Raw genomic sequence first — 15,956 nt, 5'->3', positions numbered from 1 at the left:
AACGATGAAGACCTGCAATACTTTTAAAACCTGGTATCAGTTCGCCGCTATGGGACTTTGCATTCTGCTCCTCGCCGCCTGTCAGGCCAAACCTGCTGGATTGACCCCGGAACAAATCGCGGTGCTGCAAAAAAATGGCTTCTCACAGACTGATGCGGGCTGGGAACTGGGGCTGGATGCCAAAGTTCTGTTTGGCAATAATCAGGACACGCTTTCCGCCGAAAGTAAGCAGTCGGTAGAAAAACTGGCGGGCGAACTTCTGCACGTTGGTCTGAATAAGGTCAATCTCGACGGCCATACCGATAATTACGGCGACGCCAGCTACAACAACGATCTTTCGCTGCGCCGTGCGAATACCGTTGCTGACGCCTTTGCCGATGCTGGCATGCCGCGCGCCAATATCCATACCCGCGGATTAGGCCAGAGCCAACCGGTCGCCAGCAATAAAACCCAGGCAGGACGCGCTCAGAACCGCCGCGTGTCTGTGATTATTGTGGTTTAACCGACAACAATCCCACCAGATGCAGCGCGGCCTCGCAATTATCTGTATTGCGCCAGGCCAGCGCGATTTGCGTCGTTAATGTCTGCCCTGCCAGGGCAGACACCTCACATTGGTTTCATCAATCTTACTCAGTGACGCTGGCGCGTAACCCAATCCTGTCGTCACGATATTCAGTGCCGAGGTAATTTGCGGACACTGCTGCCCTTAATGCGACAGCGTTTAAACATCAGCATAAGCCCCGTCGCCGTACCGGCGAATTACAGTGATACTACGCTGCTGATGGGACAACTGAAGATGGGAAGGATTTTTTTGAGAGGGGATACTGAGGCGCAAGAAAGCGCCTCTTAATATTGGCATTATTGATTTTTAAGATGCGTTTTGAGTTCTTCAATTGATAAGGCAGGTTTTTGCTTGTGCAACATAGAGTGACAATTGGGACAAACTGGCCGTAAGTCTTTCACGGGATCGACCTCATAGGCTTTCCCAATTTCACCCAATGGTTTGAGATGATGCACATGGATGAAGTTTTTACCTAAAGCACCGTAAAATTTCTCAAACTCAAATCCGCAAACTACACATTCGAATCCGTAATATTCGACACATTTCTGCCGAGCATGCGGGTCACGTTCGTAGGCATTAACCGTGATAGTTTTGACCGCGCCTTCAATAAACCTCTCTGGCTCTGAAATTTCTTCTGGTAGAGATGTGGTCATTGGTGTTTTTGAAAATGACCACACAACTTCAACAGGTTGAGTCTCTTTGATGACCTTCGGTGTTCCTAGCCCTGCAAAGGAAAAGGGTTCTCTATCATGTGAACGATAGAACACAAAAACTTCACTGCCCGTTGCAAGCAAGTTAATAATGGATTTTTGACCAATATGAGATTTTGATTTTCCATGCCATAACAAATCTTCGTCGATAAAATGATTGCCATGATCATCGCCAGTTCTCCCTGCGCCGCCGACGGTACAAAAAATAAAATACCGTCCTTCATATACGCGATACCCGGTAAGCCATTCCCCTTTTTGCTTCTCTACTGGTACTTCACAAATCCGATAAACATCTGCCCTTGTGTACTTTTCTCCTACTTTGAAATCGTAAGTCGGCATGTTCAATCCTTAGCGACTGCGCGCTATAAATAATTATTCCTAATAAGTTCTAGGAATTATTTTATCGATTGATCACCCGTATGAATATTAGAAAGGTGAATTATAGCGTTTCATCTCATTACGCCTCCTTTTCCAAGACATCTCGCAAAGCTTAAAACGGCTTAAAAATTCCTCTTACTGTATAAATTTCCACGTATTAGACTCTCTTCGCTGCGGCCAAATCCGCAGCCAGAATTAGCGTTCTGTCCCAGTTTGGTGCTATCAACTCTATGAAAATAGAGCAAATATGGTACGGTCTGCACTCACCCAAATTATGGTGGCTCAGACAGTGGCTTCTCACGAAGCACCGGATTCCAGACTGGCCGGAACGCTAACGCTGTTTGAGCTACCACCATCGGGATTAGCGTCTCTGAAGGTAGTTAATCAACTATCAGCTGGAGAACTAAAATGTCTAACCTTTACGGCAATACCCCGCTAGAACTGGAAGAAATCGTCGATCACTGTCGTGCGTTGTCTTATGCCATTGTCTCGTTGGATAATCCGCAGGCGAAAGACCTGCGCGGTTATATTCTGTGTGAACGGCTGGAAGTTCTGTATCAGACGTTGGAGATGCCGTTCAGTGATGACGACGTGATGGCTATAGAAGTGGCGGAAACGTTGACGCACTAAGCGGGTGTGCTGATGTAAAATAGCCAGCGCAAATGCGCTGGCCTGATGATCCACAAGGTGTGTGAATTAGAAATCGTAGAAGACGGTGACCCAGGTCTGGTCCGGTTCGTTGTCGGTAGAATGCGCCAGTGTGCGTTCCACATAGACAGACAAGCCGTAACCGATGGTAGTGCCTGCGCCCAGATAGACGTGGTTTGCGTGATATTCTTCGCCGCCTTTCAGTTGCAGGGAATCGGCTGCAACGTATGGCTGAATAGATTTCAGGAACGGTTTGTCGATATTAAAGGTATAACCGGCGAAGCCTTCCACACCATAGCCGCTGCCGGCAAAGTAATGATCGACAGGATTTTCACGCGTGCTCGGCACAAAATCTTTGTAATAACTGCCGGTACCGACGATGTACCAGTTATTCGGCTGCCAGGTTAATGCGGTACCAGAAAGCTGCTGGTGATAATCTTTTTCGTTATATTGATTATCTTTCACCGTGGCATCAGTCAGGCTATACGCTGCACTCCAGACTAAATCTTTGGTGATTTTGTAATCAAAACCTAAACCGCCCCCATTATTACGGCGATAATGTTGATCCTCACCCGCCTGAATCTCATCCTCAGGTAATAAGTAGTTGGCATATAACGTCACAGGACCAAAGTCATTGGTATATTTAATGCTGTTTTTTGGCTTATTCGCACCATCGTAATTGCCATTAATACCAATACCTGTGCCGCCTGCATGACCATCGTTATCCCATACGTCGCTTTTAATCCCGACGACAGAATAATAAATACCATACTGATGGCCATAGGTTAATGTCCCATAGCGGTCATCTTTAAAGCCTGCATATAACTGACGCTGCGTGTCGCGGCGGGAACCTTCTTCATAGTGGCCATCCATCCCCAGCAGGTGTGCCATGTCCACACCCAACTCATAGTAGGCAATGACGGAGGTGTCTTGCGTCAGTTTATAATCACCACGGAAGCGAAAGCGAGTGCCGCCATCGTGACCATTTTTATAATAACCAGGCTCTTCGCCGTTATTAAAAATCCACTCCGGACGAATGCTACCACCCACCTGTAAACTTAATGGTGCCAGCAAAGCATTACTCTGAGGATTTTTATCTAAAACAGTAATCTCGGCTTGCGCACTGCCCGATAACGCGGACAGCACGACGCCGCCAATGAATATTGACGCCTTTAAATTGCTCATTATTACCCTGTCTTTATTATTTATGTGATGTGTGTGCGGTCTTACGCCGCGTATAAATAATTAACATAGGTATGACGAGCTACAAAGTGAAAATTCAGAAGGTTCCTTATAAGGAAATTATATATACTGGATAATTAGCAGGCAATAACATTTTGATATGTAACTACGCGAAATATTTTGTGTATTAACGCTCAAATAAAAAACAATACGATAATAATATAAGCAATGGTCGACTTTTATGAAGGAGTAATTGAAATATTTCATAACAATTGCATTGTAAAATAGCATCAATAAGTAAATCATACCAGTGTGACTATTGCATCACGTGACAACCACTGAATATAATTATAAGTAATTTGAGTTAATTAAAAATCGTCAGAATAATATCTGGAAAATGCTGTTATTAACTAACCAATTTATTTCATTATCTCCTAAATTCGATTCTGGCGCACAAAATCTCCGTTTCTGTGACATAGATTTGCGAGGTATCTTCCAGTTCCGACAACAAACCACTGTAAATAAACACAGGTTATTTCATTGCTGCAAAAACAGGCATAGAGTTATCTGGCAGCGGCAATCACCCCGCCAGTAATGGGGGCCTCGACTCACTGACAATGGAATGATCTTCATGACTAATACTGAAAACAGCACGGCCTTCACAGCAAACTCTGTTACCGTTTTTCGTTCACTGATTGAGGGGCTGGATCTCAGCCACTTCGGGGAAGCGCAGCTTTATGACCTCAGCGCGCTGGCATCGGAGTCCGCTGGCGGATTATGTCAGGGATTACTGTGTCTGAGTGAAGGGCTTGAGAACTGCGAGGTTTTACCGCCTGAAGGGATTGCACAGGTCAGCGGCTATCTCAAAGCTTCAGCGCATCTGATCCCCGTGCTCTTTGAATTATGCGAACAGGCCAACAGCGGCCTGATGCGTATGAAAAAAATTACGGCTTATCCGATGAACTGACGTATGCCGCGATATCCCTCATGACCACCGCGCTGTCTGGCTGATCCCCGCCAGCTGGAAAAATCCGTGGATTACACCCAGATAGCGCTGCACGGTGCACTCAACGCCCTGTTCCGTCAGCCGGGAGAATAGCGCCTCGCCTTCGTCACATAAAGGATCGTATTCCGCAGTGATAATATGAACCGGCGGCATTCCGGCAAAGTCATCGCGTAACAAAGGGCTAACTTCAGGATGCATGAAGTCTGTTTGCGGAAAATAGGTTTCAAAACCGTTAAGCAAAGTGTCGCCGGTGAGCACGTAATCCTCACCATTGCGATTATGGCTGTCAGATGCAGCCGTCGCATCCTGCATCGGATATATCAGAACTAGTTGCTGCGGTAACCACTGCCTGGCATTTCTTAAACGCAGAGCAGTGATCAGTGCAATATCTCCGCCAGCGCTGTCGCCCATCAGCGTTATCCGTTCGGGCTCAATGCTAAGCCTAACAGCGTAATGCCGGATAAGGTTTGCCGCCTGTCCGGCATCGTCATGCGCAGCTGGATAGATGTGTTCAGGTGCCAGACGATACTGAACCGCTATCACCCGACAATCACTATAAAAGGCGAGCTGACGCAGCTGATTATCATGCGTGGCAAATCCACCGTTATATTGATGAGGTCTTAGCTGGCTGGAATATCCCGTTATGTAATTCGTTATCGCTGTGCTGGCTTCGCTAAAATTAGTGTATCCATTATCCGGCAGCTATTCTGTTTTCAGACTTCTAAAAAAACGTTCCATCGGGCTGTTATCCCAGTAATTCCCCCGGAGACTCAGGCTTTGCTTTAACTGATATCTCCACAGTAAATGTCTGAAATTCGTGCTGATATAATGGCTACGTTGATCCCAGTGATACAGTAAATTAGCGGGCTTTCCTCGCGCTTCCCAGGCCATGGAGAGCGCTTTCGCTGTAATTGCAGAGTCCGGGGAAAATGACATCGCCCAGCCAACCGGTTTACGGGAAAACAAATCGGGTACAACAGCCAGATAAGCCCAGCGTTTTCCCGTCCAGATATAAGTCACAGCACCGCACCAGACCTGATTAGGCTCGGTAACAGCAAACTGGCGATCCTGATAATTAGGGATCTCAATGTGTTCCTTTGACGCCTTCTTATAACGATGGCCAGGTTGCTGACAGCTGATCATATTGAGCGCTTTCATCAGCTTTGTCGCCCGCCAGCGGCTCAGTTTTATACCTTTGGTGGTGACCATCGCGGCAATGCTTCGCGCTCCTGCTGAGCCGTTACTTTCGCGATAAACTTCACGCACAAGGCTCAGTAATGCCACTCTCGTGACGTCAGGCTTCCTAGGCTGCCGCCAGTATTTATAACTGCTGCGACGAACCCCAAACCAGGAGGCCAAATTCAGTGTGCCACTACAAACAGCTCTACGGAAAAACCTTACCCGGACATGAGTGGATACGCCACTGCGTGACGCATCGCGAATGACCGCACTACCTTTGGCTGCAGATTGTCAGATCTTCGTATATCAGACAGTATTCGCTGAGCTTTCAGCCCGGTAAAAGTCATAAAGACCTTCTCTGGACGATACACCTCGCCGCTTGCAATGGTCGGTTTTACGTGTCGGATGTTAAGGATTATATCTACATCAGCAACACAGCCTCTATCACGCACCGGCCTGATTACTACGATGTTCGGGCGTTGAGCTATATCGAAGTGATTGAGGAAATCATCAGATTTGCAGAAAAGGAACAAAAAAAAATTAAGGTGTTTTTGTACAGGCATGCGCTCGTGGAAGCGCGTCACTTTTTGGGACTTTACCGGAAATGGGTTCCGAACACCTCTGGCATGAAAGCTAATTTCATAACTCAGATATCGCTGCATTGTTTATTTAAAGGAATAAGTAACATTAGTGATGCATTGTTCTTTATTAAGTTGATGAGAAAAATCTGGCTTTAGTGAAGGCGCGATCATTCCATTAATTAGCAAGCATCTAATCACTCAGACTTTTCACTAAAGAAAACTCTGAGTGATTAGCGAGAATCATCCTAATAAATCTCCACACCCTCCCTCATTAATAATTTCGTTACATTTTTCCGTGACCTAGTTTGCTTTAGTGCATCACTGACTTATGCTACTTTCTCATTTCGGGAACGGAAGATTTAAGACAATGGTGCGCTGTAAGTATTCTGTTGATGCAGAAAACTTAAACTCATTGATATATTCACACCATAAATACTTTATTATTGAATTATGACCATCAATTATCATCGCCTTCCACTGCTGCACTATGGATTGATAAGCAGGAAGAGCTTTAGGTAGTCATTGCTGTTTATATAACGTGATTTCCCGTTATTTGGTTTCAGTTTTGGTATTCACGCCCATGAGCGTTAAAAGGACTTAAACGATGAGCATTCAGGATTACATTCTTGCAGGCAGTAAATTACCGATCCATAACCACTACCAGTTAAGACTTAAACGGCTGGAATCTCAGCAGCCGGGCGTTGATATTTCGGTGCTCAAATTCAGCGGCAGCGAGGCCATCAGCGATATTCTGCGCTATGAGATTGAGTTTACCAGCGCGTTGAAAGACATTCCCGCTCAGCATATCATCAACTATACCGCCCTGTTCCTGATGTACCCCGACGGCAAGCCATGGGAATCGGTTAAGCCGCGCATCATCCCCGGTGTGATCACGCAGTTCCGCCAGTGCAGCACTTCTGCCGATGAAACCCGCTACGTCGCCACGCTGGAACACCGCGTCACCCGGTTAAATCAGGGCAGCAATAACGCGATTTACCAGAACGACAGCATCATCAGCATGACCGAAAACACTTTCCTGCGTTACAACATGGACCGGCTGGATTTTCGGTTTGCGCTCAATGATCAGTATCCGCTGAAAAAATTCATGATGCAGTTCGGTGAAAGTGAGTACGTCCACATTGCGCGCCGCCTGGCCGACAGCGGCATCTCGTACTTCTTCGAATATGACGAAGAGAACAACTGCGACGTGATGGTCCTGGCCGACCATTCTTACGCCTGGCCGGAACCGGTGGCTATCCCATTCCGTAACCCGGCGGGCATGTTCGACGGCGGCCTGGAATCAGTCTGGGACATGTCGGTCAGCCGTAAATCTATCCCGAAATCTGTCACGGTTAACGACGACTATTACCCCGCTGCGCAAAGCGATATGACCGGTACGACAGACACCAATCCTGACTATCCGGCGCTGGTTGGCGAAGATTACCGCTGGGGTGAGTACTATCCTGAGCCGGGCAAAGAATACAGCAGCGAACCCGGACAGGGCATGTGGTACGCCAGACGCCGTCAGGAACGTTACCTCAGTGAACAGATCGTCTTTGAGGGTAAGTCCAACTGCATGACGCTGCGTCCGGGGATGGTCATCACCACGCCCGGCAAAGACTGGCCGGAAGCGCCGGACGGCTTGCTTATTGTCTCCACGAACTCTAAAAACGTCGCCCGCGACACGGCGTACTTCGTCACCTTTACCGCGGTTCCGCGCAATACCCAGCATCCGTATCGCCCTGCTCTGCTGCCGTGGCCAACCGTCACCGGCACGCTGCCTGCCCGTATCTCCAGCGCACATCCGGATGAACCTTACGCGCACATCAACGCCGACGGTTTGTACCGTGCGCAGTTTGGCTTCGATCGCACCGAATGGCAGAAAGGCTTTGAGAGCTGCTGGCTGCGTCTGGCCAAACCGTATTCCGGTGATACCTACGGCTTCCATATGCCGCTGCTGGATTCCACCGGCGTGGCGATTGCCTTCGAGAACGGTGACGTTGACCGGCCTTATATCGCCTATGCGCTGCATGATTCAACGCATCCGGATCATGTAGCGTTACCGAATTACAAGCGAAACGTCATCCGCACTCCGGCTAATAACAAACTTCGATTAGACGATACGCGTGGCAAAGAACACATCAAGCTTTCCACACCGGCCAGCGGCAAAAGTCAGCTGAACCTCGGTGCGCTGGTCGACGATAAGCGTAAAGACCGCGGACATGGAGCAGAACTGCGTACCGATGACTGGGTGGCCGTTCGTGGCGGCAAGGGTGTGTTTATTTCCGCCGATGTACAGGCCTCCGCCGGAGGTCAGCAACTTGATATGCAACAGGCCAAAGCACTTCTTTCCAGTGCGATGGTAGAAATGCAGAGCCTGTCGACCAGTGCTCAGCAGGCCCAGGCATTAGCCGCCGACATCGATCGACAACAGACGCTGTTACAGCAGAAACTCGACAAACTTCAGCAGGCCGTTTTGCTTTTAAGCGCACCAAAAGGCGTAGGTATTGTCAGCGGTGACAGCATGCAGCTGTACGCGGAAGACAGCCTGACGCTGACCGCCGGTAAGCAGGTGGATATCGGCGCGACGAAGAAATTCACCGTCGCCGCCGGTGATCAAATCAGCCTCTACAGCCGTCAGGGAACCAAAATGTTTGCCGCCAAAGGCGACATCGACGTTCAGGCGCAGGGCGGGAAATTCACCACCTGGTCAACGGACGATACGCATATTGCCAGTGGGAAAAAAATGACGGTGACAGCACAGGACGAGCTGGTTCTGATCTGCGGCGGAGCCTACATCAAACTGAAAGGCGGTAACGTTGAAATTGGCGGGCCGGGGAAACTGCTGGTTAAAAATGGCGGCATCGTCAAGCAAGGCTCAGCCAGCATGCAGAGTGCGATGAAATCGTTCGAGCCGGAGAGCTTTGACGAGAAATTTATAATACGAAACGCATTAACTAAAGAACCTATTGCAAATAAAAATTACTCAATTTCAATGCCAGATGGGTCCACTATTTCTGGAATTACGGACGATTTTGGTTGTACCTCTTTAAATAGCTCCGAAATTATTGACAAGATGGTCGTCACTTTAATAAAAGGCCGGTGAGTGTTTAGCAATCGAATATGTGGATAATTTTTTATAAGGATAGAGAATGGGTGGTTTTGTTTATTTTTTATTAGGCCTGTATGCGATATTAATAGGTAGCGTAGTTACCTTGACGCTTTGGCTATGTATAAAGAAAATCCAATCCTTCGGGATGGCATTTCTGATATGGGGAACAGCAGTTATTATCACATATTTCATTATGTACATTCTTCAATCATATAGCATCCCAATAATCAGATAACAGTCAGTATGGAAATAATACAAACAATAGGGAGTTATCATGAAAGATAAAAATGAACCGACCAGGGACTTGGAATTGAAATATGATGACAATGGTCATCCATCTTGGACATCCTTCCCATCACACAAAAATGTGCAGGTGAGGGGAGCCTGTGATCTCCCTCCTCATTTACCTGGGCTGATCATCTTTGTTCATGGTGTGAACTCTACGGGTGAGTGGTATCAAAATGCTGAAATCGAAATATGTAATGGCTTGAATAATAGACTAAAATTAGATGGTACGGGTTTCGAGCTAAAGGAGAATATTTATGATACTGATGGCAGTATCGGGATAGATGGTAACGGTAATGCTACTATTTCTTCACTCTCCCCTCTGATTAAGAGGAACTCCACACCAAAAACACTCGGAAACTCACCTGTTATCCGATTTTATTGGGGGTATGCTTCAGAACCAGGAAAAGAAGATCAATATGTCATTCCTTTAGCCAACCTTGAAGGAAAAGATTATCACCAAATGAAACGCTCTGGAATAACTAGAGATGAGTTAAATAAAATAGCACCTTACTTTTTTGGGGGGGGACCATTTCAAAACGGGACAAATAACCTACATTCACTTTGGGGGAAAACTGGATTTAACGAAAATTTTGCCAAGATACCAGGTGCTAAATTGCAGTATGTTAACGGTGATGAAGACCGTTTATTAACTAATGCTCCTCCTCGAGAGTATTATGCACATGCGGCAAAACGATTAGCTGATCTGCTAGATTCTATCCGTAAAAAATATCCAAAAGATACCGTGAGTATTATCTCCCATAGCCAGGGAACGATGATTGCTCTTGCAGGTACGGCACTAGCAGACAAAGCTCCAGATACTTTATTTATTCTTAACTCACCATATGCAATGCATAATGCTCAAGCAAATGCTATTTCCTTACCTCCTGAGGAATGTATTTCTCCTTCGGGGCGTACCAGCACGCTTTCAGCTATCGTCGATAAAGTGGCGAAACAGGCGACTCATCTTTTCTCTTTGGGATATGAAGGTTTATGTGTAGGCCAGACAAGTGATAAGAAAAATTGGCGGCCTGATGTAGAAATATCTTCAGAAAATGAAGGGAGGCCTGGAAAAATAGCGGAACGGGACAATCACGGACGTACTTATATCTATTTCTGCCCTCACGACCGAGTCATGGGCTCATTGCCATTACGTTCTGTTGGCTGGCAAGGGTTGCCTAATGATGAAAAAGGAAATCAGCATCCATTGCTGACGAAACATTCAGGACATCTATTCCAGAGGATGCTAGCTCGCAGTACTCCCTGCGGTATTGATCCTGACACTCACACCGCCTTTGCCCATTTACCTGATGGAAAACCCTTCTGGGACGATGAGGGCGATAAATATCAAAGCGGCAGTGCCACTTACCCTAATCCACCTAAATGGCAGACAGTTTCGATCAACGCCGAACTGGTACCCAACCCTTTGCAACCCAGCGAGCTTGCCCATTTTGATGAAACTCGAGTTGGGCTTGAGCACGGACCAACTCAAAAAGACGGATGGGGTGAAATCAATCCGAAAACGGGCAAGAAAAACGATAATACCTATGACAATTATGTGGACCTATATCCTAACGCAGATGTTGTCATTGGATACGAATCCAGCGGAATGGTCAGGGTCCCAGTCACTAAGAAAGAAACTTTTGAACAAAAAGATGCCCGTTTACGCTCATATGTAGCGCAACCCACAGACCATAGTACCTTGCCAGGTAACGGCAAATTTATGTCTCGCGTTGTAGCTTATGATTTGCCGGTAGGATATTGCGAAGCCTCTTGGGACAAATCTTTTATGGCAGATCTTCGCCGTAATGCAGATTGGACCCAAGGCAATGATAATTACCTAAAAACAGGAGTTCCTGATTCAGTCCCTGAGCCTGGCATCATAAGCAGAGAAACGGATCTTGAAGAGATTATCCGCGTCAAAGCCAAGGAATATGGATATTAGAATGGGCAAAGTTGCAGTTGTACTGGGGGATCCCACTTCACATGGAGGCAAAGTTTCCTCGGCCTCATCCAGTTTTGAATTAGCAGGCAAGAAAGCCGCGTTACTTAACGACACGGTGACCTGTCCGGAGCACGGCACTAACCGTATCACTGAATGTGATGCTTCCGCTTATGTAGAAAATGGACGCGGGATCGTCTTGCACGGTTTCAAAACTGAATGCGGATGCGGCCGATATGCCTAAGGTTCTGTTTCCTGAAGAAACCCTGATACCGGGAATAAATCGCTTTGAACGCTTATGTCATGCCCTGCTTGATGAAATCGCCCCGACGCTGAATACCACGCTTAAAAATGAAGACGTGTCGGTTTATCTGCAAACTTCTGGCGAGATGGATGAGGCCGAACAGGATAAGCTGTACTCCGTTTTAGCTGAACGTTTCCCCGCTAAAAAATTCACTGTAGACCTGCTGCCTGACTCTTCGCTTTTTACCATCTGGAATGAGTCAGTCATTGTCTCCCGCCATCCCGTTTTGCTGCTCGCGATGCATTACCGAAAACCTGATGAAGCGCTGTCGGAAATTGCCACAGCGCTATTACTCGTCCCTCCATCACTGCTCAATGCCGCAGAGAGCAAAACGGCGACGCGTTTGTTCCGGGCAATGCCGGTCAAAACCGACCGGTTAGCTACCGAACTGACGGAACAGCGGGATATGCAGCAGCAACCGACAGAATCGATACGCCTTGTCTGGTTCAGCGGGCTGACAGACAGCGTGCGCCAAAAGCTCAGCACCCTGGTTTATGAACTCAGGCTACCACTGCGCGCATCTGCCCCCATGGGCGGCCTGCTGGACTTTGATAAAGACATTGACCAGTACGGTGCGCTTACGGGTGGGTTATTGATGGGGGCGGCCGCGCAGATGGTTGAACAGGGTCAGGGAGGTCAGTGGATTATCCACCATGACGGAAAAAATGCCTGGGCGATGGTCGTGGGTGCTCAGGAGCCGGTCATCAGCCAGCCAGCAGAGAATTTGCCACCGGCCCCGTATCCCGCGGGATGTGTCGCACTGAGTTTGCTGTTTAATTTCGTGCTGTTTTGGTGTGTTGGGGATGCATGGCCACACTGGCTATTTTCCGGGTGGGGATTCGCCACCATTGTCTTTTCACTGTTTATCACGTTGCCCGGAAGCGTTATTGCGCTGCGGACATTGGTCAGCAATATCCAGAAGCCTCAATTTATACAGGACGCAAATGCGTCACTCAGGGATTAGCGAATAATGTTCAAAGGGATTTTGCGCACTACCGGCATTGTGCTTCTGTTATTGATATTCGGGGTGATCATGTTTGTGATCATCGGGCAAGGCAGTCCTCTGTCACCTAAAACCGAAACCCCGCTCTTTTTGGTGATCGCATTTAGCCTGCTGGCGGTAACGGCAATACTGCTTTCAGCAATATCCTTTTCAGGCTCATCTGCCGAATATATTGCGCCGTTAAAACCAAACCCTGTTGAGCAGAATGAAACACCGAAGCAGCACCCGGTCATTGACTTCCCGCGGCTCAGAGCAAGTCTGAGAAAACGCTACGGCCTGCGCTGGAAACGCAAACTCCCCTGGCTGCTGGTGATGGGCAAAGTGACCGATGTTGAAGCGGTTGCGCCGGGACTGACTCAATCTGGCTGGATGACGGTCGGCAATACCCTGCTGTTATGGGGCGGGTCGCTGGCGGCGGGCGGTAACCTGGCAGACCTTCAGGCGTTGCGCCGTCTGCGTCCTCACGCCCCTGCTGATGCGCTGATCTGGGTCAGTCATGAGGCGCAATACACTCAGGTGGCGCAGGCAGATTCCGTGCTTCGTGGTTATGAAATCGTCCGCCAACGGCTGCGCTGGGAACTGCCGGTGTATCTGCTGGACCGGCGCGAACTGACCTGGCCGCAACCCGAACGGCCGGTGCAGCTGGTCGGTGTGTTCGGGAACAAAAGGCTGGCGCCGGAGTCTTTATCCTCTTCTGTCGATTCACTGCTCCCCGAACTTCGCGCGCAGGGCATGGCACAAATCAGCGGAAACCTGAGCCATGCGTTTTTGCTGCAACTGGCCAGTGATTTAAAAGCCCGCCTGACCTGCTGGACAGACGCCTTTAAACCCCTGCTAAACAGCTACCGGTCGGTGCCTCTTTACGGCGTGGCGTTTTCACCTGCGCTGACGTTACGGGCGTACAGCCCGCATGAACGCGCGGATTCTCCGGTCTGGCGGGAATTGTCTGCCGGTTTTCACCGCCGCGCCGGTCGTCCGGTTGGGGTAACGGCGCGAACAGTGGCGAAGTGGAGCGCCGCGACCGCGATGCTGGTATTGGCCATCGGTACAATTGTGTCCGGCATCAGTAATTACCGGCTGGTGACCGGCAGTGCGGAGCAGGTACAACAGGCGAAAACCTCGCCCTCGCCTGCCGTTTTGTCTTCGTTGCAACAGAGGGTGCAATCCTTACTGGCTCAGCAGGAACAGGGCACGCCGCTGTATCGCCGGTTTGGTCTCGACGTGACGGATTCGCTGCTTCCTGCCCTCTGGCCGGAATACTCGACGCTGGCCCACAGGCTTATCGTTCAACCGGCGCAGCGGCAGCTTATTGCGGCGCTGGTATCACCCACGCCGTCCTACGATGCCCTGAAAACCTACCTGATGCTGGCCCAGCCCGACAAAACCACCGGCGCAGAGGCGCAGCGCTATTTAACGCATAACCTGACGCCGTTGCTGAAAAACGTTGCGCCGCAGGATATCGCTTTTATAGCCGCGCAGTTTGCCCGGCATCCTGACTTGAAAATTGCCCCAGACAGCGCGGCTGTCACGCAGGCGCGGGCGGCCTTGCTGAATGCCATGAGTGGCGCGGACGCAGAGCAAAAACTTTATGGTTCCCTGATTTACCGCACCTCCCGTAACTTCGCGGATTTGTCGCTGACGCAGTTGCTCGACGGTCAGGAGACCGGCGGAATGTTCACCCTTGAGGCTGAAGTACCGGGCAGCTTTACCCGTCAGGCGTATGAAGGCGCAATCGCGCCGGAGATTGCCGCACTGGTCACCCAGCGGCAGGAACAGGTCGGTTGGGTACTGGCAGAGCCGGGGCATCCGGTGGAAGTCTCACTCTCCCCCGCCGCACTGGGTGAACGCTTAACGGCGCGCTATTTTGCCGAGTACGGCACCGCGTGGCAAAAAACGCTCAACCAGCTGAAGGCGCATACGGCGGCGAATCCGGCAGAGCAGCTGGCACTGGCTTCTGACGTCAGCCGGTCGCCACAGATAGCACTGATGAAACAGCTTGCCTGGCAGGGACTGGCAGGCAGCCCGAACGAACGACGCAATGCGCTGAACCCGGCCCTGCAGCCGGTGTTTGGCGGCATCGTCTCAATGGCGACCGGTGCCAGTAAAGGGAACGGTATTACACTGTCTGCCTGGAGGTCACAAACCGCAGGGCTGCGCGACAAGATGCGTAACCTGTCAGCGGCTACCGGCGGCACGGCGGCACTTTCGCAGTCGGTATTTCGCGGGACACAGATTGATAACGCGGTTTCAGAGTTACCCGCCCGTCTGCGTGTCCAGCTGGGCAGCGGCTGGCAACCGATGGCACAGGCGCTGTTTTTGGCGCCGCTCAGCCAGACATGGAAAGGCGTGATGACCACCGGCGTAAAAGGGATGGATGCACAGTGGCAGCAGGAGATTGTCGCGGTCTGGCACAAAGAATTCGATAACACCTTCCCGTTCAGCGACAGTCCGAAAGACGCGTCGCTGGCCGCGCTGAACGATTTTATCAATCCGCAGACCGGCCTGATTGCCGGTTTCATCCGCCAGCATCTGAACGGCGTGCTGGAATACAAAGACAACCGCTGGCAGAAGGCCGACAAAATGCCGCCGGGGCTGACGGTGAACGCCACGTTTCTCAGCAAGCTGAACCAGCTCGACCGCGTAGGTCACGCGCTTAACGACACGGGCTGGGGTTTTCGCTTCCGTCTTCAGGCGGGTACAGCGCGTGATGTGGTGCAGACCGAACTGAGTATAGACGGCCAGAAGCTGCTGTACTTTAACCAGATACCATTCTGGCAGGACATTCAGTGGCCGGGTGATACCTATGCCCCCGGTGCCTCGCTGCTGTGGACCAGCGTTCGCGCCGGTGCGCGACTGTATTTTGATACGCCGGGCACCTGGGCATTTTACCGGCTGCTGAAGAAGGCCAAAATTACGCAGGTGGACGACACGCATTAACAGGTGGTCTGGACCGCCGGTGACGGCCTGCCGCTCAATTACCGCCTGGCCTTTATCGCCGGTAACGATCCGGTCAGCCTGCTGAAACTTGATGGTTTCAGATTACCTACCACGATTTTCCGATAAC

General features: G+C 49.8%; 11 protein-coding genes and 1 pseudogene. 9 read left to right on the top strand and 3 right to left on the bottom strand.

What is annotated here, in order from left to right; all coding sequences use genetic code 11:
• Positions 1 to 4: 4 nt before the first annotated feature.
• Complete coding sequence (gene yfiB, locus D5398_RS12685; RefSeq protein WP_120507965.1) at positions 5 to 502, top strand: outer membrane lipoprotein YfiB; 498 nt, start codon at positions 5 to 7, stop codon at positions 500 to 502.
• A 356-nt stretch (positions 503 to 858) separates the two neighbouring features.
• Here yfiB and D5398_RS12675 read toward each other — a convergent pair whose 3' ends face one another.
• Positions 859 to 1,611, bottom strand: a complete 753-nt coding sequence (locus D5398_RS12675) for an HNH endonuclease (RefSeq protein WP_120507964.1) — start codon at positions 1,609 to 1,611, stop codon at positions 859 to 861.
• A 447-nt stretch (positions 1,612 to 2,058) separates the two neighbouring features.
• Between D5398_RS12675 and D5398_RS12670 the strand changes: the two genes are divergently transcribed.
• Positions 2,059 to 2,280 (top strand): hypothetical protein, encoded by a 222-nt coding sequence (locus D5398_RS12670; protein ID WP_120507963.1) that lies wholly within the window; start codon positions 2,059 to 2,061, stop codon positions 2,278 to 2,280.
• Between the two features lie 66 nt (positions 2,281 to 2,346).
• Here the strand turns inward: D5398_RS12670 and D5398_RS12665 are convergent, their stop codons facing one another.
• On the bottom strand, positions 2,347 to 3,483 hold the full coding sequence (locus D5398_RS12665) for a porin (RefSeq protein ID WP_120507962.1): 1,137 nt from the start codon (positions 3,481 to 3,483) through the stop codon (positions 2,347 to 2,349).
• Between the two features lie 628 nt (positions 3,484 to 4,111).
• Between D5398_RS12665 and D5398_RS12660 the strand changes: the two genes are divergently transcribed.
• Complete coding sequence (locus D5398_RS12660; protein ID WP_120507961.1) at positions 4,112 to 4,447, top strand: hypothetical protein; 336 nt, start codon at positions 4,112 to 4,114, stop codon at positions 4,445 to 4,447.
• 18 nt (positions 4,448 to 4,465) lie between these two features.
• Here D5398_RS12660 and D5398_RS25635 read toward each other — a convergent pair.
• Positions 4,466 to 5,851: pseudogene (locus D5398_RS25635) on the bottom strand (IS3 family transposase); the annotation flags it as partial.
• 999 nt (positions 5,852 to 6,850) lie between these two features.
• Between D5398_RS25635 and D5398_RS12640 the strand changes: the two are divergent.
• The 6 genes from D5398_RS12640 (at position 6,851) to D5398_RS25775 (ending at position 15,955) form a co-directional block, all read left to right on the top strand.
• Positions 6,851 to 9,352, top strand: coding sequence for a type VI secretion system Vgr family protein (locus D5398_RS12640; protein ID WP_120507958.1), 2,502 nt, complete (start codon positions 6,851 to 6,853; stop codon positions 9,350 to 9,352).
• A 280-nt stretch (positions 9,353 to 9,632) separates the two neighbouring features.
• Positions 9,633 to 11,588 (top strand): T6SS effector phospholipase Tle3 domain-containing protein, encoded by a 1,956-nt coding sequence (locus tag D5398_RS12630; RefSeq protein WP_120507956.1) that lies wholly within the window; start codon positions 9,633 to 9,635, stop codon positions 11,586 to 11,588.
• Position 11,589: 1 nt separating this feature from the next.
• A complete protein-coding gene (locus tag D5398_RS12625; protein WP_120507955.1) occupies positions 11,590 to 11,829 on the top strand; it encodes a PAAR domain-containing protein in 240 nt (79 codons plus the stop codon).
• On the top strand, positions 11,822 to 12,853 hold the full coding sequence (locus D5398_RS12620; RefSeq protein ID WP_120507954.1) for a hypothetical protein: 1,032 nt from the start codon (positions 11,822 to 11,824) through the stop codon (positions 12,851 to 12,853). The genes D5398_RS12625 and D5398_RS12620 overlap by 8 nt, the downstream gene beginning before the upstream one ends.
• Before the next feature lie 6 nt (positions 12,854 to 12,859).
• Entirely contained in the window at positions 12,860 to 15,829 is a 2,970-nt protein-coding gene (locus D5398_RS12615) for an ImcF-related family protein (protein ID WP_120507953.1), read from the top strand.
• Between the two features lie 3 nt (positions 15,830 to 15,832).
• A complete protein-coding gene (locus D5398_RS25775) occupies positions 15,833 to 15,955 on the top strand; it encodes a hypothetical protein (RefSeq protein ID WP_279635006.1) in 123 nt (40 codons plus the stop codon).
• Position 15,956: the final 1 nt, after the last annotated feature.

Source organism: Rahnella bruchi (assembly GCF_003614975.1).
GTDB classification, from domain to species: Bacteria; Pseudomonadota; Gammaproteobacteria; order Enterobacterales; family Enterobacteriaceae; genus Rahnella; species Rahnella bruchi.
The sequence above is the reverse complement of the archived record's forward strand: the minus strand, read 5'-3'. Positions and strand labels throughout refer to the sequence as shown.